Origin of the sequence: Paenibacillus sp. 102 (genome assembly GCF_039549175.1) — a bacterium.
Lineage (GTDB): Bacteria > Bacillota > Bacilli > Bacillales > Bacillaceae_G > Bacillus_A.
The window spans coordinates 20,647-40,789 of sequence record NZ_JBCGHT010000015.1; the positions used below are offsets into that span (position 1 = coordinate 20,647).

General features: G+C 35.5%; 20 protein-coding genes and 1 pseudogene. 2 read left to right on the forward strand and 19 right to left on the reverse strand.

Annotation, left to right across the window (positions count from 1 at the left end; genetic code table 11):
* Window positions 1-32 precede the first annotated feature (32 nt).
* The 6 genes and pseudogenes from hppD to AAIE21_RS22865 all read right to left on the reverse strand — a co-directional run.
* Complete coding sequence (hppD, locus tag AAIE21_RS22840) at window positions 33-1,151, reverse strand: 4-hydroxyphenylpyruvate dioxygenase (RefSeq protein WP_343268870.1); 1,119 nt, start codon at window positions 1,149-1,151, stop codon at window positions 33-35.
* A gap of 562 nt (window positions 1,152-1,713) precedes the next feature.
* Window positions 1,714-1,827, reverse strand: coding sequence for a DUF3948 family protein (locus AAIE21_RS22845; RefSeq protein WP_026049362.1), 114 nt, complete (start codon window positions 1,825-1,827; stop codon window positions 1,714-1,716).
* Between the two features lie 60 nt (window positions 1,828-1,887).
* Window positions 1,888-1,998 carry a DUF3948 family protein gene (locus AAIE21_RS22850; RefSeq protein WP_033797748.1) on the reverse strand — a complete coding sequence of 37 codons (111 nt, stop codon included), beginning with the start codon at window positions 1,996-1,998 and terminating at the stop codon, window positions 1,888-1,890.
* Window positions 1,999-2,070: 72 nt separating this feature from the next.
* Entirely contained in the window at window positions 2,071-2,181 is a 111-nt protein-coding gene (locus AAIE21_RS22855; protein WP_343268871.1) for a DUF3948 family protein, read from the reverse strand.
* Between the two features lie 77 nt (window positions 2,182-2,258).
* On the reverse strand, window positions 2,259-2,369 hold the full coding sequence (locus tag AAIE21_RS22860; protein ID WP_343268872.1) for a DUF3948 family protein: 111 nt from the start codon (window positions 2,367-2,369) through the stop codon (window positions 2,259-2,261).
* Window positions 2,370-2,755: 386 nt separating this feature from the next.
* Window positions 2,756-2,992, reverse strand: a pseudogene (locus tag AAIE21_RS22865) (carbohydrate ABC transporter permease); the annotation flags it as partial.
* 163 nt (window positions 2,993-3,155) lie between these two features.
* On the opposite strand from AAIE21_RS22865, the gene AAIE21_RS22870 reads away from it, so the two are divergent.
* Window positions 3,156-4,028: a Cof-type HAD-IIB family hydrolase gene (locus AAIE21_RS22870; protein WP_481858707.1), complete on the forward strand. Its 873-nt coding sequence runs from the start codon at window positions 3,156-3,158 to the stop codon at window positions 4,026-4,028.
* Between the two features lie 40 nt (window positions 4,029-4,068).
* On the opposite strand, the gene AAIE21_RS22875 is transcribed toward AAIE21_RS22870, so the two are convergent.
* The 6 genes from AAIE21_RS22875 to AAIE21_RS22900 form a co-directional block, all read right to left on the reverse strand.
* Window positions 4,069-5,034, reverse strand: a complete 966-nt coding sequence (locus tag AAIE21_RS22875; RefSeq protein WP_343268874.1) for an ABC transporter ATP-binding protein — start codon at window positions 5,032-5,034, stop codon at window positions 4,069-4,071.
* A complete protein-coding gene (locus tag AAIE21_RS22880) occupies window positions 5,031-6,011 on the reverse strand; it encodes an ABC transporter ATP-binding protein (RefSeq protein ID WP_343268875.1) in 981 nt (326 codons plus the stop codon). Before AAIE21_RS22880 ends, AAIE21_RS22875 begins: the two co-directional genes overlap by 4 nt.
* 10 nt (window positions 6,012-6,021) lie before the next feature.
* On the reverse strand, window positions 6,022-6,939 hold the full coding sequence (gene opp4C, locus AAIE21_RS22885; RefSeq protein WP_343268876.1) for an oligopeptide ABC transporter permease: 918 nt from the start codon (window positions 6,937-6,939) through the stop codon (window positions 6,022-6,024).
* Window positions 6,940-6,951: 12 nt separating this feature from the next.
* On the reverse strand, window positions 6,952-7,908 hold the full coding sequence (locus tag AAIE21_RS22890; protein WP_343268877.1) for an ABC transporter permease: 957 nt from the start codon (window positions 7,906-7,908) through the stop codon (window positions 6,952-6,954).
* Between the two features lie 108 nt (window positions 7,909-8,016).
* Window positions 8,017-9,744: an ABC transporter substrate-binding protein gene (locus tag AAIE21_RS22895; protein WP_343268878.1), complete on the reverse strand. Its 1,728-nt coding sequence runs from the start codon at window positions 9,742-9,744 to the stop codon at window positions 8,017-8,019.
* A 246-nt stretch (window positions 9,745-9,990) separates the two neighbouring features.
* Window positions 9,991-11,691: an ABC transporter substrate-binding protein gene (locus tag AAIE21_RS22900; RefSeq protein WP_343268879.1), complete on the reverse strand. Its 1,701-nt coding sequence runs from the start codon at window positions 11,689-11,691 to the stop codon at window positions 9,991-9,993.
* 234 nt (window positions 11,692-11,925) lie between these two features.
* On the opposite strand from AAIE21_RS22900, the gene AAIE21_RS22905 reads away from it, so the two are divergent.
* The gene (locus AAIE21_RS22905; RefSeq protein ID WP_343268880.1) at window positions 11,926-12,123 is read left to right on the forward strand and encodes a hypothetical protein; all 198 of its coding nucleotides are present in this window, start codon (window positions 11,926-11,928) and stop codon (window positions 12,121-12,123) included.
* 17 nt (window positions 12,124-12,140) lie between these two features.
* Here the strand turns inward: AAIE21_RS22905 and AAIE21_RS22910 are convergent, their stop codons facing one another.
* The 7 genes from AAIE21_RS22910 to AAIE21_RS22940 form a co-directional block, all read right to left on the reverse strand.
* Window positions 12,141-13,286, reverse strand: a complete 1,146-nt coding sequence (locus tag AAIE21_RS22910) for an ABC transporter permease (protein WP_343268881.1) — start codon at window positions 13,284-13,286, stop codon at window positions 12,141-12,143.
* Window positions 13,287-13,297: 11 nt separating this feature from the next.
* Entirely contained in the window at window positions 13,298-14,494 is a 1,197-nt protein-coding gene (locus AAIE21_RS22915) for an ABC transporter permease (protein ID WP_343268882.1), read from the reverse strand.
* Window positions 14,495-14,509: 15 nt separating this feature from the next.
* Complete coding sequence (locus AAIE21_RS22920) at window positions 14,510-15,442, reverse strand: ABC transporter ATP-binding protein (RefSeq protein WP_343268883.1); 933 nt, start codon at window positions 15,440-15,442, stop codon at window positions 14,510-14,512.
* A gap of 138 nt (window positions 15,443-15,580) precedes the next feature.
* Window positions 15,581-16,243, reverse strand: coding sequence for a response regulator (locus tag AAIE21_RS22925; RefSeq protein WP_343268884.1), 663 nt, complete (start codon window positions 16,241-16,243; stop codon window positions 15,581-15,583).
* Window positions 16,240-17,433: a sensor histidine kinase gene (locus tag AAIE21_RS22930; protein ID WP_343268885.1), complete on the reverse strand. Its 1,194-nt coding sequence runs from the start codon at window positions 17,431-17,433 to the stop codon at window positions 16,240-16,242. Before AAIE21_RS22930 ends, AAIE21_RS22925 begins: the two co-directional genes overlap by 4 nt.
* A 169-nt stretch (window positions 17,434-17,602) precedes the next feature.
* Window positions 17,603-19,483, reverse strand: coding sequence for a ribosomal protection-like ABC-F family protein (gene abc-f, locus AAIE21_RS22935; RefSeq protein ID WP_343268886.1), 1,881 nt, complete (start codon window positions 19,481-19,483; stop codon window positions 17,603-17,605).
* 124 nt (window positions 19,484-19,607) lie between these two features.
* The gene (locus AAIE21_RS22940) at window positions 19,608-19,742 is read right to left on the reverse strand and encodes an RAxF-45 family protein (RefSeq protein WP_343268887.1); all 135 of its coding nucleotides are present in this window, start codon (window positions 19,740-19,742) and stop codon (window positions 19,608-19,610) included.
* Window positions 19,743-20,143: the final 401 nt, after the last annotated feature.

Here is a 20,143-nt window from a genome sequence, read left to right on the forward strand (position 1 = left end):
TTTTCTCCATCCCCCACTGACAGATAACAATTTTATAGATTTCCGCGGCGCTCTTGTTCTCTTTCAATGGATTCAAATAAAGCCTTAAAGTTTCCTTCTCCGAATCCACGAGAACCTTTACGCTGAATAATTTCAATAAATAATGTTGGACGATCCACGATTGGCTTCGTAAAGATTTGTAGCAAGTAACCTTCTTCATCACGATCCACAAGAATCTTAAGTTCTTTTAACTTATCAACTTCTTCATCGATTTCACCGACGCGCGCTGTTAACTCATCATAATACGTGTCTGGTGTATCTAAAAACTCAACTCCATTGGCACGAAGCGCTTTAACTGTTTTCACAATATCATTTGTCAATAATGCTAAATGCTGTACACCTGCACCATTATAAAACTCTAAGTATTCTTGGATTTGTGATTTGCGCTTTCCATCTGCCGGTTCATTAATTGGAAACTTAATACGACTTCCATTTGTCATAACTTTTGACATTAAAGCGGAATATTCCGTACTAATATCATCATCATCAAAATGAATCATTTGTTTAAAGCCCATAACGTTTTCATAATAGCTAACCCATTCTTCCATTTTTTCAACGTTACCAACAACATGATCCACAGCGATTAATCCTGATTCTTCACTCGGAATATTGAATTCAACTTCTTCATAACCAGGCATAAATTTACCTTTATAATTTTTACGCTCCACAAGAGTATGGATTGTATCACCATACGTACCGATAACCGCCTTTTTTAATGTTCCATGCTCATCTGTTAATTCTTCTGGTGGAGTAATCGCAACAGCACCTCGTTTTACAGCCTCTGAATAGGCCTTTTCAACATCATCAACAAGTAAAGCTACGTCTTTTACTCCATCACCATGAGTCTTTACAAATTCTGCAATACGGCTCTCACTATTTAAAGTCCCAGACACAACAAAACGCATGTTTTTTTGCACAAGAACATAAGATACCTTTTCACGGTTTCCTGTTTCTAATCCAGAATAGGCAACAATTTTAAATCCAAACGCTCTCGCAAGGTAATAACTTGATTGCTTTGCATTTCCTACATAAAATTCTAAATGATCAACATCACGTACCGGAAAGAAATCCTCCATTTGTGCAGCTAACGTATCCATAGATTTTTGTTTCATAAACTCCTCATCCCCCTGTAAATAAATTAGATATTACATAATTTAAACCAATCGAAAACGCTTCCAGCTATCACTAAAAAAATTAGTTAGCAAGCTAACAAATTTCTGACTCTTAAAATTTTCTATCTTTTCTGTCAAATTCCTCTTTTTTTCTTCCATATAAAATTCGACTTTTTTCTCTTTAAAATAACAAGGAACTCATACATGGAAGGATATGATTGAATAAGGTGGATATATAAATCCATTTTGACTTTTACAACATATAAGTCACCGCTCCGAAGAATAAAAGGTAACCTGCACTTGTTTTTTCTCTTTGTTTTCACATGGCATGGGGCTAAAAAAGGATCTGACCGCTTCTACCCATGAGCGGATCCTCTCTCCCAACTAAAGGGAATGGTTTTATGTCGTTTTTTTCAATTTGTACTTATATAGAACAACTGAAAAAACTAATAGAATACAAAAAAGACCCTAACATATTAACTATCTATAATATGCTAGAGTCTTTATTTTTTTTGAATAATGGTATGAATAACATATGAGAAATTCCGCTTATCTATACTTATCATACTAATACATTTGCAAGGAATACAATAAGCGCTGTTAATACTGCTGCTCCACCTGCTGCCCCTAAGAAATCCATTTTTGTTACTTGTAATACTTGTTCCATACTCCTCATTCTCCTTTCAGTTTTATTTTAAACTCTTCCTACTGGTCTATTACTTGTACAAAACTTCTATTATACTAATACACTTGAAAGAAATACGATGAATGCTGTTAACGCTGTTGCTGCTCCCGCTGATCCTAATAAGTCCATTTTTGTTAGTTGTAATACTTCTTTGTTTTCCATATCTCCATTCTCCCTTCAATTAACTATCTTTTTATGTTGTAATACCTATCCACTTCTTTTACAAAATTTCTATTATACTAAAACGTTAGCTAGAAATACGATGAATGCTGTTAACACTGCTGCTCCACTCGCTGATCCTACAAAATCCATTTTTGTTACTTGTAATACTTCTTTGTTTTCCATATCTCTGATGCTCCCTTCGATTCATAACTTTCTTTTTATTTGATACGATCCGTTTTACTGCTTGTACAAAGTTTCTATTATACTAAAACGTTAGAAAGAAGTACGATTAATGCTGTTAATACTGCTGCTCCGCCCGCTGATCCTAAGAAATCCATTTTTGTTACTTGTAATACTTGTTCGTTTTTCATATTTACTCTCTCCTTATTAATAGATATTTATATGTAATTTTTAAGAAATGATTAATTCATAGTTTTTATCTTAACGTTACATTGAATTAACTTGTGTAACGTTTGTAACATTAATGTAACATAAGTTTTTTCATACCGCAATATAAATACATAAAATTTATTACATTTTTTTTACGACATTATTTACGAACATCCATAAACCCCTTTATATAGCACTTTTCAACACATACATATTTGTAATATTAATGTAACATTACAGTTACAAACCGAAATAAAAAGTAGTAGAAGAGCCATAAATAGCTCTTCTACTACTTTTTGTTACATAAATATGATTCTTATGCTCCCTTTTTTCATTATTTTTAATCTCATCCAATAGAAGGTTTATTTTACATAATCCCTGATTGAACAAAACTATTAATAAATTGGCGTTGAAATAGTAGAAATGCTAATAACAATGGAAAAATAACCATACTTGTAGCTGTTGTTACTTCTACCCGTTGTGTCCCTGTTTCAAAAGATTGAGCAAAAATTGCTAATCCAGCTGTTAATGGGCGGTTTTCAATAGAATTTGTAACAATCAGCGGCCATAAAAAGTTACTCCATTGATAGCTAATAGAAACAAGAACAATTATTACTGAACAAGATCATACAGGCACACACCTCTCTCTAAAATAGACTGTACGCAGTTTTTTTTATTCCTTACACTAACATTTCCAGAAAGTCCAAGATAAGTTTATATGTTTCCTAAAGATAACTATGTATAATAAAAGCAAAGAGGTGGTCAGTTTGAAATTAGTCGCACTAGATATGGATGGTACACTACTATCATCTAATCTTGAAATCTCCAAAGAAAATTTACAAGCTATTCAGGATGCCAAAGCAGCCGGTCATGTGGTAATGATTTGTTCTGGTCGCGCGAAAGAAGATGCTTTAAAACTATTGGAAGAGTATCAATTATCACTTCCAGTTGGAGCAAGCAATGGGGCAATTGTTTATGTTGATGGGAAAGTAATTAACGCGCGTTGTTTACAAAATGATAAAGTATACACGCTTGCAAAATTACTAGAATCTGAAGGATTTCCATATAAGCTGTACACAAATAAAGGAGTTTATTCTCCATACAATTGGAATGAAAAAGTCATGCATGCATTTGAAAAAAATAAGCATGCGCTTGATGTTACAATTGAAGAACTGGAAAGAATTACAGAGAAGCAAAAAAAATCGAACTTAATTACTGATTTCCAAAAAATAGAGGATGTTGTAAATAATCCAGAGTTAGAAATCTCGAAATTCTTTATTTTAACGTTTAATGCAGAACATCGTTCACAACTACTGCATTCTTTACAAGAAGATAAAGAAATTATGGTCACAGCATCAGCTCCAACAAATTTAGAAATTATGGACAAGCATGGCCATAAAGGAAATGGGTTGCAAGAAATGGCATCTTATTTCAACATTCCAATTCAGGATACAATTGCAATCGGTGATAACTTTAATGATGTACCAATGCTAGAAGTAGCTGGCTTATCTGTTGCAATGGGAAATGCTGAAGAAGATGTAAAGAAATTATGTGATGTTGTTACGTTAACAAATGATGAGCATGGTGTTGCGCACGCCATTGAGCAGTATGTATTAAAGCAACCATCATCAAATAAATAAAATAAAGGACTCTTTCATAATTTGAAAGAGTCCTTTTCTTTTACACATGATGACAAGCAACAAGATGTCCTTCTCCAACATCACGAAATTCCGGTACAGTCTGCTTGCAAATATCTGTTGCAAACGGGCAACGTGTATGAAAGCGGCAGCCTGAGGGTGGATTTGCTGGACTTGGAATATCACCTTGCAAAATAATTCGTTCTCGCTTAACAGTGGGATCTGGAATTGGTACAGCTGATAACAACGCCTTCGTATACGGATGAAGTGGATTTGCAAACAATTCATCACGAGGTGCAGTTTCCACGATTGTCCCTAAATACATAATTCCAATTTTGGTACATAAATGTTCGACAACACTTAAATCATGTGAAATGAATAAATAGGATAAACCTTTTTTCTCTTGTAATTCACTAAACAAGTTTATAATTTGCGCTTGGATTGATACATCTAATGCTGCAACGGGTTCATCAGCAACAATAAACTCTGGATTTAATACCATCGCCCTTGCAATAACAATGCGCTGACGTTGTCCTCCAGAAAATTCATGCGGATAACGATCGATATGATATGGTGCTAATCCACATAACTCTAGCACTTCTAATACTTTTTCACGAACGTTTTCTTTCGTCGCTAGCCCATGCGCCAACATTGGTTCACCAAGTGCTTCACCAATTCGCATCCGTGGATTCAATGAACTAAATGGATCTTGGAATACAAGTTGCATATTAGGACGATGTTTTCGCAGTTCTTCTTTCGATAACGTGTGAACATCTTGCCCTTTAAATTTCACTTCACCTTCTGTTTTCTGAACAAGGCGAAGGATCGTTTTTCCGATTGTTGTTTTTCCGCTTCCGGATTCACCGACAAGGCCAAATACTTCGCCTTTATTAATTGTAAAACTTACTCCATCTACCGCCTTTACATGTCCGATCGTTCTACCAAATACGCCGCCCTTAATTGGAAAATGCGTTTTTAAATTCTTTACTTCTAATAACGGTTCACTCATTGCTCAGCACGCTCCTCATATAACCAGCAAGCTACTTTATGATTCTCTTCATGCACCTTAAGCTCTGGTGCTTCATTCTTGCATATATCCATGCAATGTTCACAACGACCACTAAAGTAGCAAAACTCTCCTAAGCCAACTAAGTTTGGAACTTGCCCTGGAATGGAATACAATTTATCTGTTCGTTTTCCCATTACCGGTTTTGACTTTAGCAACCCTTTTGTATATGGGTGTTTCGGATTTTGGAATAACTCTAGTACAGGTGCTTCTTCAATGACTTTACCGCCATACATCACAACAACGTAATCTGCCATTTCTGCTACAACACCTAAATCATGTGTAATTAATAAAATAGATGTTTTAAATTCTTCTTTTACTTGTCTTAATAAATCTAATATTTGTGCTTGAATAGTAACATCAAGAGCTGTTGTTGGTTCGTCAGCAATTAACAATTTCGGATTACAACTAAGCGCAATAGCAATCATAATTCGTTGTAACATCCCACCGCTTAGCTCATGTGGATAGGAATGTACAATTTCATCCGCACGCGCAATACCCACCTTACGAATGAGTTCAATCGCTTTTTTATATGCCTCATTTTTACTAAGGAGTTCATGTTCTCTTAGCGTTTCCACAATTTGTTCTCCAACAGTAAATACTGGGTTAAGGGATGTCATTGGCTCTTGGAAAATCATCGCAATTTCATTTCCTCTTAAACTACGAAGTTCCTTCTCTTTCATTCCTAAAAGACTTTGCCCTTCATAAAGAATATCACCGCCAACAATGCCGCCAGATTCAGCAATAAGTCCCATAATAGATAAAGCTGTTACACTTTTCCCGCAACCTGATTCTCCTACTACACAAACTGTTTCACCTTCTCGTACGGAAAAGCTAACATGATTGACTGCCTTTACTGTACCTTCTTCTGTCTGAAAGTGTGTTTGTAAATCTTTTAGCTCTACTACTGCTTTACTCATGCTTCCTCACCTACCGCTTCATCTTTGGATCTAATGCATCACGAAGTGCATCACCAAGTAAGTTAATTGATACAACTGTTATAAAAATCGCAAAACCAGGCGGAATCCATAACCATGGACGCTTTTGGAAATCAATTAATGAGTTCGCTGCACTAATCATATTCCCCCATGATGGCGTAGGAGGTACAACTCCAAGACCTAGATAACTTAATGCTGATTCACTTAAAATAGCTCCTGCTACACCTAACGTTGCTACAACAATTAATAAAGGGAATACATTCGGAATTAAATGATGTACGATCTTTCGGTAATCCTTTAATCCTAATACATCAGCAGCTTGCATAAATGATTGTTCTCGAAGCGACAAGATCTGTCCTCGTACCAGACGTGCAAGTCCCGGCCATCCAATCAAACTTAACATGATCATAACAACATAAAGTCGATATTCAGATGGAAGTTTCCATTCTGATAAAATAGCGCCCATAATGATAAGTAATGGTAATCCTGGAATAGACATTAACACGTCTGCAATACGCATAATAATATGATCTACAATACCGCGATAGAAACCAGAGATAGCTCCTAATAATGCACCGAGTATGACAGATAATATCATCGAAGCTAAACCAATCGTTAACGAAATTCGTCCCGCTTGCATTAATCGTGTTAAAATATCTCTTCCAAGCTGATCTGTACCAAGCCAATGAGAAAAACTTGGTGGCTTATTAATTTGTGTGACTTGAATTGTTCCAGAAGCATACGGTGAAAAAAATGGCCCAATAAAACAAAATACAAACATAAAAATTAGGATATAAAAACCAAACAATGCTAATTTATTTTTCTTAATTCTAGTAAATGCTTGACGCCATGGTGAAGTCACATTTTGTTTTTCCCTTTTTTTCTTCTTTACTGTTACAATAGTCTCCATCTTTCTCCCCCCTTACTTTAATCGAATACGTGGATCGACAATCGCATACACGATATCTGCCAAAAAGTTTGCGATAATTGTTAGGCAAGAGAGAAACATTGTGAATGCCATTAACAATGTATAATCACGAAAACTCAACGCTTCTAATTGAATACTCCCAATACCTGGCCAGTTAAAGATTTGCTCAATAATAATTGCACCGGAGAACAACCCTGGTAATTCAAATGCAAGTAATGTAATCGCTGGTAAAATCGCATTTTTCAATGCATGTTTATAAATGACAACTCTTTCCTTCAACCCTTTAGCACGAGCTGTTCGAATATAATCTTGTCTTACAACCTCAAGCATGCTTGTTCTAAAATAACGAGTTAATGATCCAACACCAAGAAGTGTTAAAATAAATACCGGTAAAATCATGTGCCTTAGCACTTCTAGTATGTACGTAAGACCTGTCGAATTACTTCCTATATCAATCATGCCACCAATCGGTAATAAATGAAGATCAACAGCAAATACCTTAATTAAAAACAAACCAATAAAAAATGATGGAAATGACATCGCTGCAAAGACACCAATTGTAACAAGTCCATCAAACCATGAATGCTGCCTTGTCGCCGAAACAACACCAATAATAAGAGCAATTAACCAAGTAAAAAATAAAGCGGCAACCGCAACAATAAAAGTATTCCAAATAAATTTATTAAGCAATGTTGTTACAGGCTCTTGATATTGCAATGAGAAACCAAAATCTCCATGTAACGCATTACCTAACCAATGAAAGTATCTTTCAATAACAGGCTTATTTAATCCATACAGTTCTCTTAACTCTTGCGCTCTTTCTGGCGTTAACTTTGGATTTGAATCCACATAATCCCCCGGCAAGAGAGCGAATAAGAAAAAGATAATAATAGATGTACCAAACAGTGTAGGAATCATTTGCAGAAACCTACGAATGATATATGTTTTCACCTTTTTGTCTCCCCAATCATAGTGACTTAAAAATAGAAGAACATTTTTTCAAAACAGCACACTCTTATAGCTGTATGAAAAAATGTCTTCTATTTCTCCTTACTATCCTTATTGTTCAATAGATAAAACAGGTAAATTTGAGCTAATGCTATCGTATTTTTCTGGGTCAATTCCTTTTACACGTGCATTGTGCGCTGAAATACTTTTGCGATAATTTAATAGAATCACAGGTGGATCATCGCTTAATTCCTTATATAATTCTTTATAAATAGGTTTTCTTTTTTCAATATCAACTGTTTCAATACCTTTTTGAATTAATTCATCCACTTTTGGGTTACTATAACCAGCAGAGTTATCTGGATGTGTAGATGCAAGTTCAGCTATTGCATCATTTGGATCAGAAAGAATTGGCGTTGCAACAGCAGCTAAATCATAATCAAATTTCCCTAGCTTTGATACAAGAGTATTAAAGTCCATAATTTCCGCATTGAACTCTACGCCTAATGCTTTATAGTTTTCTTTTGCAATTGGAATAAATACTTCCTCTTGCTTTCTACCACTTGCTGCATAATAGCTTAACTTTAATTTCTGGCCATCTTTTTCACGAATACCGTCGGATCCCACTTTCCAACCAGCTTCATCTAACAATTTTTTCGCTTTCTCTAAATTGTATTCGTATTGATTGATACCCTTATCATCATAAGCCCATGAAGTCGGTGAAATCGGTATATTAGCAACAGAAGCGTTCCCTTGGAAGTTTGTATCTACATATTTTTTACGATCTAATCCATAAATAAGTGCTTGGCGTACTTTTTTATCTTTTAAATATGGCTTTTTATTATTCATGTAAACAAATGAATATGAACTTACTGTTTCAATATTGAAATTAGCAAAGCCTAAGCTTTTTAATTGTTCAATATTATCATTATTAGCAGCAAATCCATCATAGTCCGTTTCTCCTGTTTGGAATAACTGGAAGCTTGTGTCCGGTGATGTAATTTTATAAATAAAGTTTTTCACTTTTGGCTTACCAGCATAGTAATGTTCATTTGCTACAAATCGTACTTCTTGGCCTGGAACATACTTTTCAAATTTATAAGGACCTGCTGCAATCGGCTTGCCGTATAGGTCTTTTAAATAATCTAAACTTGTATTTTGCTTATAATCTTTACCATAATAAGCTTTAGATAATACTGGTCCGCCTAAAGCAGTTAGAGCCTGAGAATTTACCTTCTCCGTCGTAATTTCAATTGTTTGTGAGTCAACCACTTTAATTCCTTCAATAGATGTAGCTTTGCCTTCTTTATAATCTTTGCCACCCTTAATTGCATATTGTGAAATATCTGATCCACCCTCATAAGCTTTATCGTGCAGCAATGTTAATGTAAATGCTACATCGTCCGCTGTTAACGGTGAACCATCACTAAATTTTAAATCTTTGCGTAAGTGGAACGTGTACTTCAATTGGTCAGAAGATACATCCCATTTCTCTGCAAGCTCTGGAACTGGTTTCCCTTGCTTATCTGTTGATACAAGAGAAGCAAATATAACTGATGTTACGTTACCGTCCCAACCATTCTCTTGGAAATAAGGTAAGAACACACCACCAGGTTTTGAAATCCCTACAATAAGGGTATCTTTTCTTTGTTTCGCTTTCTCAGGATTTTTCGACTTATCTGTCGCTGCAACCTTCTCTATCTTTAAATCTTTCACATCCTGCTGTTTTGCCGGCTCTGTCGAAGCCTTATCCTCTTGTCCCCCACAAGCCGATAACACAAGCGAACTACTCAGTAATACTGAAAATACACCAGCCCATTTTTTTGTCTTTTTCTTCATTGTCCCCACCCTAACTTTTTTTAATAATTACACCTTATGAACTGCTTGCCTTATGTATGCCTCCCACAGCAACATTTTTATAATCCATCGGAAAAGTCGGTTTTAAATACAAAAAATAGATGTTTTATGAGGGGTAACAATCTTATTCCGACTTTTCCGGTAGACTTTATGGTTATTAGCTTATATCGTTCACTATATTTTGTCAATTCTTTCTATATAAATATTTCAAGAATTTTTATAAAACTATTATTGAATCTGTAATTTAGGTAAGCTTAATAATATTCCGTTATAATTATCTTCCTGTAATCCTTGTATTCTCGCATTGTGCGCAGATACAACTTTACTGTTATTTAAGAAAATAACTGGCGGATCTTCGCTAAGCTCTTGGTATAGCTTCTTATAAATTTCTTTTCTTTTCTCAATATCCAATGTTTGCAATGCTTGTGTTGCTAATTCATCTACTTTTGGATTATGATATCCATCATAATTTCGTTTACTTGTTGAAACAAACTCCTCAATTGTTCCACTCGGGTCATCAATCATTGGTGTAGATACCATCGCCAAATCGTAATCCCCTTTGATTACTTTGGAAATCATCGTATTAAAGTCCATATATTCAGGGTTAAAGTCTACACCAAGCTTTTTATAGTCTTCTTTCATAACCGGAATCATAACATCATTGATTTTACTTGCTGATGAAGCAAAGTAACTTACTTTCAATTTTTGACCATCTTTTTCACGGATTCCATCCGCTCCTTCTTTCCATCCAGCCTCATCAAGTAATTTCTTCGCCTTATCTAAGCTATACTCATACTTATTAATCCCCTCTTCTGTATACGCCCAAGAAACAGGAGTAATCGGTACGTTAACAAGTGAAGCATACCCTTGGAAATACGTATCAATTACCTTTTGGCGCTCTAATCCATAAATAAATGCCTGACGAACACGTTTATCTTTAAAGTACGGTTTCTTATAATTCATTTTAATATAGCCGTAGGAACTTCCCGTATACACATTGATGTTCGCAAAACCTAACCATTTTAACTGCTCAACCGTTTCTTCATTTGTTGCAAAGCCATCATAATCTACTTCACCTGTTTGAAACTGCTGAAGCTTCGTATCACCTTTTGTAATTTTATAAATGAAATGCTCAATCTTTGGTTTTCCTTCAAAATAATTTTCGTTTGCAACAAAGCGAACTTCCTGCCCCGGAATATATTTATCTAATTTATACGCCCCGGCTCCCATCGGTTTTCCATATAGTTCTTTTAAATATTCTAAATGCCCTTGCTTATACTCTTTTCCGTAATAAGCCTTTGATATCACTTCTCCACCTATAAGAGATAATGTTTGCGCATTTACTTTTTCTGTCGTAATTGTAATCGTTTTTGGATTAACGACTTGAATGCCTTCAATTGTATTTGCTTTTCCTTCCTTATATGCTTGTCCACCTTTAATAGCTGTCTGGCTTATATCAGTTGCCCCGCTATAAGTTGGGTCATGTAAAAGAGTTAATGTAAATGCCACATCATCTGCTGTTAGTGGAGATCCATCGCTAAATTTCAAATCATCTTTCAAATGAAACGTATATGTAAGCTGATCAGCAGAAATATCCCATTTCTTTGCAAGGATTGGGATTGGCTTCCCTTCTTTATCTAATCCTACTAGTGGTGCAAAAATAGCTTGCGTTATATTACCATCCCAGCCATTTTCCATAAAGTGTGGAAGAAAAATTCCTCCTGGACTCGGCATTCCAATTACAAAGGTATCTTTTCTTTCTTTTGCTTTTGCCGGACTTTTTACTTTGTCACTTGCTTGAATAAATTCATCTTTTACTTTTGGTACATCCGCTTTTCCATTTGTACTTGCTTCTTCTTGACCACATCCTGCAAGTAGTACAGAAGTACTCAAGAAAGTAGCAAGCAAGCCTGTAAATACCTTTTTCACATTCCTCACCCTTAGTTCATATTTTTTACTCGTATAACGAAACTCCACCCCTTTCTGTAACTTTCTTTACTTTACCTATAAAAATAGTATGAATTAACTTCAAGATTATTCCTTTCTTTCTACTGTGTCAATCATTCCTTATTATTTTTACAATAAAGAAATAATATAAAGGAATTCTATTATCTGGTGGACAGGCATAGGATAATAACAACTTATCAAAAAGGGGGCGAAAATATGGACAAACTATTCCAATATGTCCTGCACTATGTTGCATTGACACTCATGATCGTCGGGGCATTGCTACTATTCCCGTTCTTCCCAAAGTTCGTCCTCTTTTTAGCATTCTTCGTTATGCTCGGACTTGCTATTACTATTTCTATAAGGGAAGACGATACACAAGAAAAAAGCAGAGTTCAGCGTGTTAAGCTGTAAACTCTGCTTTCTTTTTTTCAATCATAACGTATTCTCGTTAAACCGACTATAAAGAATGCACCGGCAAATAAAGTAAGTATGCCAACATATCCTGCTATATCTGCCAATGTTCCGCCTCTAACAATTAATTCGGTAAACCCGCGCATTGCCCAAGTTTGAGGAACAAAGTTCGCTACAGTTTGCATCCATTCAGGTTCTATTTCAATTGGCCAGTACAGACCACTGATCATACACGTTGAAACGACAACGATATTCCCTAATGCTGATTGCTGCTCTGTTGTCTTCACAATACTCGCTAATAATAATGCCAAACCAATCACTGCCAACAATAATACGGAAACAAGAATGATGATTCCTAATAGATTTCCCCACTGTATACCGAATAAAATATTCGTTAGTAACATTAAAGTTCCGAATTGAATCCATCCAATTAAAAAGAAAGAAAGTATATATCCCCCGAGGATTTGTGCCTTTGCAGTAGGCGTTCCTAATAAACGATACCAAATACCAAGTTGTCTTGTATTTAAAATTGTTCCTGTCGCACTTAGCATTACAATCATTACAAAAAGAATAGAAAATCCTGCCGCTCGCCCTGTTACGTTATTCAGATTTTCCTCTCCTGATATAATGGATTCCTTTTGAAGTGAGAATGGTTCTGCTTTTGTATGAATCGTTTCATATATCTTCTCCCAAGACGCTGCTCCTTTTTGCTCTGAATCCCTTGCTGCCGCTACTTCTATTTCCATCTTTTTCGTTGCACTTTGCAATACTTGTTCTACAGATGTTCCCCCAGTAAAATCAGCACTTAATTGGAATTTAACCTTCTCTATCTTCCCGTCTACTATACTCTTTTGAAAGTCTTTTGGAATTATCACAATACCTGAGGATTTCTTATTTTTGATTTTCTGTTTCGCTTCTTCATATGTTACCTTTTCTATAGAAATTAAATCACTTTTCTTTATCTCTTTATAATAGGAATCGGATAATGTAGATCCATCTTGATCTACTAAACTAATATTTACTTTCTCGTTTCCACTCCCACCTAAAAGCCCACCAAAAATAAGCGTAAAAATAAGCGGCATTCCGAACATGAGTATATAGCTCTGTGGCTTAATTAAAATTTGTTTTAATTCTAACCAGCAAAGCGCCCAAATTTTCTTCATAATTTCTCCTCCTATCTCGCATGCAAACGGAAGGTTCCGATAATAACGGAAACAATCCCAGCACTAGATAAACTTAAGATAACTGGAAGTATCTCATACCAAGAAGTACCCGACATAATGTTTAAAAAACTTGTAAGTGCCCATTTATTCGGAGCAATGTTAGCGATTGTTTGCAGGGTATCTGGAAATGCATAGATTGGTAACATAGACCCTCCTAATATGGCTAGCAACTGAATTCCGATTCCTCCCATTAAATCCGCCGTTCTTTCCTCACGAATAAATGCTGCAATGAGCATAGATAAACCAGCAACACAAATTGCATAAGCAATTCCTACTACTGCAATTTGCGAAATATCCCCGCCCCAGTTCACATGAAAAGCATAGTGAGTAGCAACTACAAATACGCTAAATTGCATACAAGCAAATAATAATGTGCCAAAGAATTTACCTAATAAAATGGTAAAGGAGCTTGTCGGTGTACTTAATAACCTTGCTAATGTTTCAGTTCGTTGCTCTGTCACAATAGATTTTGCTCCTACTGTTATGTTAAATAATAAAAACATGACTAACATTGCCGCAGCATAATATTGCATCGCGCCCACTGTTTTTTTGCCGACTGTTCCTTTTTCAATTCCATCTGTATTTGAAGTTGCTACTGTTTGTAAATTAACACTTACCTCTTTTGCAACCTGTTCCATGTTTTCTGGCTGCGATTTTGCTAAGTCTGTTACCACACTTTTAGTAGAGACAGCCACTGTTTGAGCACGTTCTGAAAAGGAACGAATGATCGATTCAGCGATTTTTGCTTGTATATCTTTAGATGGATCCGTGATTAATTTTGGTTCTTGTAATTTTCCATCCTTTATATTTTCACTCCAACCGTTTGGAATAATGATCCCAACATCAATTTTCTGTTTTCGTAGCAGATCCTCCAATTCTTTTTGTGAAGCTACGATTTCTATCTTCACATCATCCTTGATCTCTTTTGAATGTAATACATCTTTTTGAAAGACATCAGCAAAATCATCGCTCCCCTCCTGATAGTAGCCAATTATCGTTTTAGGTAATCCCTCATTATCAAATAAGTTACTTAATGCTGATCCTAAAATAGCTGTTAATAGAAGTGGCATAAGTAACATCATCATAAATCCACGCCGATCTATTAAACGAATTTTTAAATCTTTCCATGCAATAATAAAACTTTTCATGAGTTCCTAACCTCCTTAATCACGAAGTGAACGCCCTGTTAACTGTAAAAAGAGAGCTTCTAAATTTGGTTCTTGTACTTCAAGCTTTAAAATTTGCACCTGATTTCCTACAACTACCGAAACAACCGTACCGACAGCTTCTCCATTCTTCAATCCAATATCAAGTGTATTTGTATCCTCATCGACAATAATCCGTTCTACAGTGGGGATTTCTTTTACTTTCTGCAGTAACTCCTTGTTATAACGATTTAGCTGTAACTTCACCATAAAGCCGTCCGCAAGACGATTGCATAACTCTGTTTTCGTTCCTGATGCAATTACCTTTCCATGATCAACAATGGCAATTCGTTCACATAAATACTCTACTTCTTCCATGTAATGGCTCGTATAAATGACCGTCATACCTTTCTCATTTAATCCTTTTACCGTTTCTAAAATGTGATTCCTTGATTGCGGATCAATCCCAACTGTCGGCTCATCCATAATTAATAACTCTGGTTCGTGCATAAGTGCTGCACCAATGTTAATTCGGCGTTTCATCCCACCTGAAAATGTTTCAATTTTATCTTTTGCGCGATCTTGTAAACCAACATATGCTAATACCTCATCTGCTCGTTTCTTTGCAATAGTTCCGCTTAAACCATACATTTTTCCCCAGAAGATTAAATTCTCTTTGGCGGAAAGCGTTGGATATAACGCGATATCTTGCGGGACAATACCGATTTTCCTTTTCGCATCTAACGGGGATTCTTTTACAGATTTACCTTCAACTTTTATATCACCGCCATCATATGGAATAAGTCCACAAATCATTGATATCGTTGTCGATTTTCCTGCACCATTTGGACCAAGCAAACCAAATGTTTCTCCTTTCTTCACTTCAAAAGACACATTCTTTACAACTTCCTTCTTCCCAAACGACTTTGTAATATGGTCTACGACTAACATGTCGATTCAGCCCCTTTGCATTAATCTACAATCTCATTGTAGAAAAACATCCTCTTTCTTCCATCACCCTTAAGATAGAAATACAAAATAAAAAAGCAGCATAATTTGCTACTTTTTCGTTCTTCTCTATGCCAAAAGTCATGTGTATGTTGTAATACCATATCTCACCGCGTATATAGCTGCTTGTGTCCGATCCCTTAGTTCCAGCTTACTAATTAAATTAGACACATGGTTTTTTACAGTTCCTTCTGTAATAAACAACTTTTCTGCAATTTCTTTATTGTTTAATCCAAACCCAAGCTCCCTTAATACATCTACCTCGCGCTCTGTTAGTTGTTCCATTTGCTTTGGCGGATTCTGCTCTGATATATCCATTACTTTTGTTCTTTTTAATTCCTTCACAATTTGAGCTGTTATATCTTGCGGAAGAACAGCCCCGCCTCCATGGACTGTTAATATTGCCTGAACAATTGCATCTGTCTCCATATCTTTTAATAAATAACCGCTTGCTCCTTGTTCCAAAGCTTCAAAAATAAGTTCGCTATCATTAAATGTCGTCAGCATAAGAACTTTCATATTGGGAAACCTTTCCCTTATGAGACGAGTTCCTTCAACGCCATTGATACGAGGCATACGAATATCCATTAAAATAATTTCAGGTTGTAATTGTTCTGCCCTTTGAACTACTTCATCCCCATCATTCGCTGTTCCTACCACTTCAAGTTCTGAGCGTAGATTTAATAGCATCGCTAAACCATCTCGAATAAGTGATTGATCATCAACAATCATAATACGAATCATACTGTTCCTCCTATTACCCAGGTCTTCTCCTTAAGTGGGAACTCAATCTGTAATCGAAACCCATTCTCCTTTTCACTCTCAAATCGGATTATCCCGCCATGTTCCTCTACACGTTCTTTCATATTTATTAAACCAAAACCAGGACTCACTTCATTTACGCCAATGCCATTATCCGAAATTGATAACATAACCTTCTCATCCAAGCACAACAAGCTAATTTCACATAAACTAGCTTTTCCATGGCGTTTTGCATTTGTTAATGACTCTTGCATAATACGCAATAAGGTAGGTTGTAATGACAACGGAATGATAATTGGATCCCCTTGTAACTGAAAGGTCACTTGTACTTTCGTTACTTTTGAAAAATCCTGTATCATTTCTTTCATACTTTCTATTATATTTCCTAAATCTTTTTCTTCCTTCAACGCACGAACTGAAGCCCTTACTTCTTGGAGAGATTTTCTTGCTAACTCATAACATGTATGTAAAACATCCTCCGTAACATCTGCCTTTTGCTTCCATAGGGCCTCCGCTAGCTGTAATTGAATAAGTAAAGCCGTCATATTGTGACCAACTGTATCATGAATTTCTCGGGCAATATCGTTTCTCTCTCGGACTGTAGTTAACTCTTCCACTTCCTTCGCATAGAGTTGCAACTGTTCATGCGCTTCTTTTAGAGCTGTATGTGATAATGCCAATTTTTCATATTGATCATCAACAGTTTGGCGAGCTACTGTAAGTTTTTTAATTAAGTTTCCCGCTAAAGCACTGAAGACAATGAACATAAAATTAATAGCATTTTCCCAAACCCTTATCTCTCCAATATACCAATATGTATATAGTAAAATAGCAAACCAACATACAAAGAAAAAACTCACAAAAAAATATACAACTATTTTCCGCTGTGCATTTATAAATAATCCTACTGCATCAATTCCAAATATAATTAAATATAAAGATGTCTCTGGAAATAAAAATCCTAACAGAGCTGTAATTACTCCATTTGAAAGTAATATATATATATCACGCTGCTTTCCTTGATGTGGTTGCATAAGTAAAATGTGATTTACAATGTAAACAAATAATGAAAAACCAACAAAAATTTTCAAATCTACTGTTTCACGTGAAACATAAATCATATATACAATGCAAATAATAACAATCGTAATGATACGCGCATACCCTAACATACAATTCTCCTCGCATTTTGAAATATTATTTTCAATTACACCAACTTTTTTATAAACTGTTCTCATAATATAACAACAAGAAAATTATACCATCTATACCTCGATTTAATGGACATGAAAAAAACAAGTCATCCCCACATATGTTAAGAGGATGACTCGTTTTTTTCATCTATTCCATCATACTATCTAATCGATTATAGAATTCCGCCCGTAATCGTTCTTTTTCTGTCTTCTCTTTGTATAACTGTTCCAATTCTTCAACCTCACTTGTTTCTTCCATTGTACACTCCAGCCCATATATCTCTTCTTCTATATGCATAAGCTTATCTTCAAGTTCGTCTATACCACTAAATTTTTTCTCTTTTACTCTTACATTCATTCCTTTAATTTTTGGGGTCTCTTGTTGCTTCACTTCTTCTTTCACTATTCTTTCTTCCCATTTCTGACGTGCCCAAGCATAATTCCCCGCAAATTCAAATAATCTATGTTCATCAACCCAATAGGTTTTCTCAAATAACTTATTTAAAAAATAACGGTCATGCGAAACAGCAAGGATTGTTCCATTATATTGTTCGATTGCTTCTTCTAGCACTTCCCTTGATTCGATATCAAGGTGATTTGTAGGTTCGTCTAACACAAGGAAATTTATATCTTGATACATAAGTTGTGCTAATCTTAGCCTCATCCGTTCTCCACCGCTAAGTTGATTCACCTTCTTAAAAACAGCCGGTCCGTAAAATAAGAAGCGTGCTAATATGTGTCTCGCTTCTCCCTCTGTTACAGGTACAAACTCACGAAAAGCCTCCAATACATTAGCCTTTATGTTTCCATAAGTGTGCTGCGATAAATAACCAACTTTCACACCACTACCAATTCGAATCTCGCCAGCATCCGGTTTCATTTCCTCTAACAATAGCTTTAATAATGTTGTTTTTCCTGTACCGTTACGTCCAACAATAGCAGCGCGCTCTTGAAAACGAACATGTAAATTTACTTTTTGGAATAAAGTACGATCAGCAAAACCTTTGCTAACTTCCTTCATTACAACAACATCTTTCCCACTTCTCTCTTGTCCTTCAAATTGGAGCCCCATCTGCCTTCTTTCTAAAATCGGCTTTTTTAACTTTTCCATTCTTTCTAATGCACGTTCCATATTTCTTGCTCTCTTATGCAACCCTTCATTCGGAGGATTCGCTTGATTCGCCCACTCTCTTAAACGTTTAATTGCTTCCTTCATTTTCTTTATTTTCTTTTGCTGTTCTTGATAAGATTGAAACTCTTGCAGCAGTCTTTCTTCCTTCTCTTTCACAAACTGCGAGTAATTCGTATGATAGACATGAAGTTCTCCGTCTTCTAAATCTAAAATTTTCGTAACAACTTCATCTAAAAAATAACGATCATGCGAAATAACTACAACTGTCCCTATATACTCTTTTAAAAATTGTTCAAGCCACTCCACCGCAAATAAATCTAAATGATTCGTCGGTTCATCTAACAGAAGTAAATCTGGTTTCTGCAATAGCATATAAGCTAGACTCACCTTTGTTTGTTCTCCACCACTTAATTCTGTAAAATCACGTGAAAACAGCTCCGTTACTTGCAAACCATTTGCCACCTTCATGATATTTGCTTCTATTTCATAACCACCTAAAAATGCAAATTCCTCTTGCACTGCACCGTATTTTTCCATCAACCTTTCTAAGCCAATTGAATCTTGTTCCTCTGCCATACGTGTCTCTAAACTCCGCATTTCTGTTTCTAATTCTTTCTCTTTTACAAACGCAGCGCTTAATACATCATATACAGTCATTTCATCAGCAAACTTTGGGATTTGTGCTACATGACCAACACGTGTCCCTTTCTTCATATGAATGGCACCAACATCTACATTCTCTATTCCTGTCAACAATTGAAAAATTGTGGTCTTCCCACTACCATTTCGCCCAACTAATCCAATGCGTTCACCTGTCTTAATTTCAAGCGATATATTTTCAAATATGATGTTTCCACCAAAAGATTTCGTTATATTATTTACACTACAAATTGTCATTTTCCGTACTCCTTCCAACGTAAAAAACCATGCGGAAAGAAACTTTCCCCATGGTTTTTGTCATAGAAAAAGGAAGCTAAATAGCTCCCTTTTCACACGTTTTATAAAATGGGTGAAGAGATTTCTATCGTTCAATAACTGCTATGCAATTGCTAAAAAAAGGCATACGTATCCCGTTAGCAACCACATCATGAAAAATCGCACGACAAAAATAGATAAAATCTAAAAATTTTGCGCGCGCAGCTAAAGAACGTTTCATCTCATTCACTCCTTTCGTACGAAATTTAATACTTACTTCTTTATTATACTGCCCCATTTTATGTTTGAATAGTCATTTTTCTGAAAATAATGAAGATAGACTAAACATTTCAACAAATTACATCCAATCTTACAAAACTGTTATGTTCACGTAATGGAAAGCGATAGTACGAAATGGCGCCTCCTTATACAATAAAGATGTAAACAAGAGATAAATACAAGGAGGAAACAATCATGATGAAAGAAATCGTAAAAGCAATTTTCGAAGTATTAGTAAACGGACAAGCAGTTGTAAAAGAATTAAACCAACTATAAACAAGGAGGAATAAGAATGATGAACATGGTAAAAATGATTCTCCACGCTTTAATTGACGCAAAAGCAGTGAGCCAAGAATTAAACCA

Excerpts from the sequence above, each read along its gene's own strand:
- AAIE21_RS22855 (WP_343268871.1), bottom strand. The coding sequence starts at position 2,181 with ATGGAAAACAAAGAAGTATTACAAGTAACAAAAATGGATTTTGTAGGA.
- hppD (WP_343268870.1), bottom strand. The coding sequence starts at position 1,151 with ATGAAACAAAAATCTATGGATACGTTAGCTGCACAAATGGAGGATTTC.
- AAIE21_RS22850 (WP_033797748.1), bottom strand. The coding sequence starts at position 1,998 with ATGGAAAACAAAGAAGTATTACAACTAACAAAAATGGACTTATTAGGA.
- AAIE21_RS22845 (WP_026049362.1), bottom strand. The coding sequence starts at position 1,827 with ATGAGGAGTATGGAACAAGTATTACAAGTAACAAAAATGGATTTCTTA.
- AAIE21_RS22895 (WP_343268878.1), bottom strand. The coding sequence starts at position 9,744 with ATGAAGAAAAAGACAAAAAAATGGGCTGGTGTATTTTCAGTATTACTG.
- AAIE21_RS22880 (WP_343268875.1), bottom strand. The coding sequence starts at position 6,011 with ATGAGTAAAGCAGTAGTAGAGCTAAAAGATTTACAAACACACTTTCAG.
- AAIE21_RS22875 (WP_343268874.1), bottom strand. The coding sequence starts at position 5,034 with ATGAGTGAACCGTTATTAGAAGTAAAGAATTTAAAAACGCATTTTCCA.
- AAIE21_RS22940 (WP_343268887.1), bottom strand. The coding sequence starts at position 19,742 with ATGAAACGTTCTTTAGCTGCGCGCGCAAAATTTTTAGATTTTATCTAT.
- AAIE21_RS22930 (WP_343268885.1), bottom strand. The coding sequence starts at position 17,433 with ATGTTAGGGTATGCGCGTATCATTACGATTGTTATTATTTGCATTGTA.
- AAIE21_RS22910 (WP_343268881.1), bottom strand. The coding sequence starts at position 13,286 with ATGAAGAAAATTTGGGCGCTTTGCTGGTTAGAATTAAAACAAATTTTA.
- opp4C (WP_343268876.1), bottom strand. The coding sequence starts at position 6,939 with ATGGAGACTATTGTAACAGTAAAGAAGAAAAAAAGGGAAAAACAAAAT.
- AAIE21_RS22915 (WP_343268882.1), bottom strand. The coding sequence starts at position 14,494 with ATGAAAAGTTTTATTATTGCATGGAAAGATTTAAAAATTCGTTTAATA.
- AAIE21_RS22860 (WP_343268872.1), bottom strand. The coding sequence starts at position 2,369 with ATGAAAAACGAACAAGTATTACAAGTAACAAAAATGGATTTCTTAGGA.
- abc-f (WP_343268886.1), bottom strand. The coding sequence starts at position 19,483 with ATGACAATTTGTAGTGTAAATAATATAACGAAATCTTTTGGTGGAAAC.
- AAIE21_RS22920 (WP_343268883.1), bottom strand. The coding sequence starts at position 15,442 with ATGTTAGTCGTAGACCATATTACAAAGTCGTTTGGGAAGAAGGAAGTT.
- AAIE21_RS22925 (WP_343268884.1), bottom strand. The coding sequence starts at position 16,243 with ATGATTCGTATTATGATTGTTGATGATCAATCACTTATTCGAGATGGT.
- AAIE21_RS22905 (WP_343268880.1), top strand. The coding sequence starts at position 11,926 with ATGGACAAACTATTCCAATATGTCCTGCACTATGTTGCATTGACACTC.